Genomic DNA, 3,333 nt, shown 5'->3' with positions numbered 1-3,333 from the left:
CGTCACCAAAAACGACCGTTTAAAGTGATGCATTTAGGAAAAAAAATGGGTCATAAATGGACAGATAAGGAATGTATCGTGGTTTGCGAAGTTTTTAAGAGAGATTTTGTGGATTCTAGCAGTTCTCTTGTTAATGCTGTCAGTTCAATAATGAAAGAATGCCCGGATTTGGAGAATGGTTCTGTTCGTATGAAAATATCAAACACCGTGCAATTATGTAAAGAGTTCTCTATAAGGCACACCTGTCAGATTTCAACGTTAAAAAACTATTCACAACAACATTTGAAAGCATTCAAAAAGGTTTTTGAAATTTAAGGTATCCACATGGAGTCAACTCAGTTCATCTATAACGGTCGTACTCGCAGTTTTTTTAATACGCTGGTTGAAAACTTAGAGCAGTGCAGTGAATTCAAAATCAGTGTGGCATTTATTACTTTTGGCGGGCTTCAGGTTTTGCTTGAAACTTTGCAGGTACTTTCTGAGCGCGGTATTTCTGGCGAGATTTTAACGACTACCTATCAGAACATGACGACTCCACAAGTTTTAAAGCGTCTTTCTGAATTTCCAAACATCAAGCTTAAGATTTATGTTCCGCCGACTCAGAACGACGGCTTCCATGCAAAAGGCTATCTTTTTCATAAATCAAATGACAGTAAAAGCAATGACCTGTGGACTGTAATAATCGGTTCTTCAAACATCACCGGTCGTGCTCTTAAAACAAATGTCGAATGGAATGTCCTTCAGAACGAGCCAGTCGAAAATCTACAGGAGCCGGGTATTTTTGCAAAAACGGTTCTGAAAGAATTTGAGCAGCTTTGGGAAAGTCCGTGGGCAAAAGAATATTCTGATGATTTTTTAATTTCATACCGTGACTATCTTGCGCGGATTAAAAAGGATGTTCAGGCTAAAAAAGTCAATGAGCTTTTTACTTACGAGAGAGCTCAGGCAATCCAGCCGAACGAAATGCAGCAGGAAGCAATCGTAAAACTTGATAGGCTTCGAAAAACCGGCGCAAAAAGAGCACTTGCAATTGCTGCAACTGGAAGCGGAAAAACGTATATGTCTGTTTTTGATGCTCTTCAAGTAAATCCAAAACGGCTGCTTTTTATCGTTCACCGTGAGGACATATTAAAAAAGGCAAAAGAATCTTTTGACACTATATGCGGAGCGGTTGGAAAAAATTATGTTTCCGGTTTTTATACAGGAAATCAAAAAGACGAAAATTGCACTTATCTTTTTGCAACTCGCGACACGATGAGCCGGCATTTTACTGAGTTTGCTCCTGACACTTTTGACTACATCGTAATCGATGAAGCGCACCACGCTTCAAGCGAAAGTTATCAGAAAATCATCTCGTATTTTAAGCCTGATTTTCTTCTAGGTCTGACGGCTACTCCTGAACGCAGTGACAGCGGCGACATTTACGCGCTTTTTGACAACAACATTGCTGTAGAAATCCGTCTGAGGCAGGCACTTGAATACAATCTGATTTGCCCTTTTCATTATTTTGGAATTACTGATGCCGAAGGGATTGACTACACAAAAATCAAAGCGGAACCTGGCACATCTGAATATACCGAAGAAATTGCCAGAATGCTGATGGTAAGCCACCGAGTTGATTACATAATAGAAAAAATGAAATTTTACGGTCACGACGGTGAAAAAACAAAAGCTCTGGGATTTTGTCAGAACATAAAACACGCAAAATTTATGGCAACTGAATTTTGTGCACGTGGAATTCCTGCCGTAGCTCTTTCTAGTGAAGACAACAAGAGCATTGACGAGCGAATTGCTTTTACAAAACGTCTTGAAAACGATGATGACGAACTTAAGGTGATTTTTACGGTTGACCTGTTCAACGAAGGAATTGATATTCCGTCCGTAAACACGATTTTAATGCTCCGCCCGACGGAGTCTTCTATTATATTTATTCAGCAGCTTGGACGAGGATTGCGTAAACTTGCGGATAAAGAATTCGTTACGGTTCTTGATTTTATCGGAAACTACAACAAGTCATTTTTGATGGCGATTGCTTTGAACGGTAAGCAGAACTTTGACAAGGATTCGCTAAAAGTTGAAGTAGAAACAGATTTTGCCGATTTGCCAAACGGAACTTACATCCACATGGACAAAATTACAAAGCAGCAGATTCTTCATCAGCTTGAAAATGAGCGCTTTATGTCAATGAAGTATATGAAGGAATCCTACTTGAATTTTAAACACGTTTGTGGCGGAAAAATTCCTATGCTGATTGATTATTTAAAGCATGACGGAAGTGTTGACCCACTGCGTTTTTCTTCGTTCAATACGAATTACAAGACCTATCTTGAGTTTGCCGCTTTTATGGAAAAAGAGACTCACCCTGAACTTTCTGTTCTCTTGGAAAACGAAGCGTTTAAGCAGCTCATGCGTCTGTTCACTTTTTATACGCCTGCAAAACGAATTGAAGAATGGCTGATTGCAAATGAATTATTGAATGCTGAAAATTATTCGGTAAAAATCGATGATTTGATAAATAAAGCCCATAAGTTTCTTGATGAAGTTCATGCTGAAAATCTTATTCATGCAGCAGAAACTTTGAGCGGAAAATATTTTGATTCATCAGAACTTAAAAGATTTGAAAAGGCACTTCTTTCTTTTGACGGTAAGTCAGTTTCATTTAGCAGTGAAGTAAAATCCGCTCTGAAAAACGAAGAAAGTTGCTGTACTTGGTTCGAAGATTTGATTCAATATAATCTTCTTCGCTATCAGAACGAATTTGGCAGTGCCGATTATGGATTTCCGTTCTTAAAGCTGTATTATGAATATTCAATGCGTGACACGGCACTTTTGTGCAATTACAAGAAGATTCATTCTTCGTTCCGCGGTCAGGGACTTCTGACTTCTGCAAAACCGGATTATTTTATTTTTGTAAATCTTCATAAAAATGCCAACATCAAAGAGTCTATAAACTACAAAGATAAATTCATTACGCCTGGAGTTTTTCAGTGGCAGTCACCGAACAGCACAATGCAGGATTCGGAAGTAGGACAGAACATTATTTTTAGTTACAAGCGGGGAATAAACCTGCATCTTTTTGTCCGTAAATTTGAAGAGGTAGAAGGTGTAACTCAGCCTTTTGTTTATCTTGGAAAAGTCGTGCCTTTTTCTGATACTGCTGAAGGCAACAAACCTATTACAATTCATTTTGCCCTTGAAAATCCTGTGCCTGATGAATTATATTTGGATTTTACAACGAGGACTGATATGCTTGGGAAAAATAATCCGGAGATTGAATTATGAAACAAATCACCGTCAGCGCAGCCATAATCCTGAGAGAAAATCCGGTTACTC

At 38.6% G+C, this 3,333-nt stretch carries 2 protein-coding genes; both read left to right on the top strand.

The annotated features are described in order from the left end of the window. Window positions 1–315: hypothetical protein (locus ACI4L0_RS06315; RefSeq protein ID WP_439799323.1), on the top strand; the 315-nt coding region annotated here is incomplete at its 5' end. A 9-nt stretch (window positions 316–324) separates the two neighbouring features. Then, window positions 325–3,282, top strand: a complete 2,958-nt coding sequence (locus tag ACI4L0_RS06310) for a DUF3427 domain-containing protein (RefSeq protein ID WP_439799322.1) — start codon at window positions 325–327, stop codon at window positions 3,280–3,282. Window positions 3,283–3,333 lie beyond the last annotated feature (51 nt).

The organism is Treponema sp. (assembly GCF_051883275.1).
Taxonomy (GTDB): Bacteria; Spirochaetota; Spirochaetia; order Treponematales; family Treponemataceae; genus Treponema_D.
The sequence above is the reverse complement of the archived record's forward strand: the minus strand, read 5'-3'. Positions and strand labels throughout refer to the sequence as shown.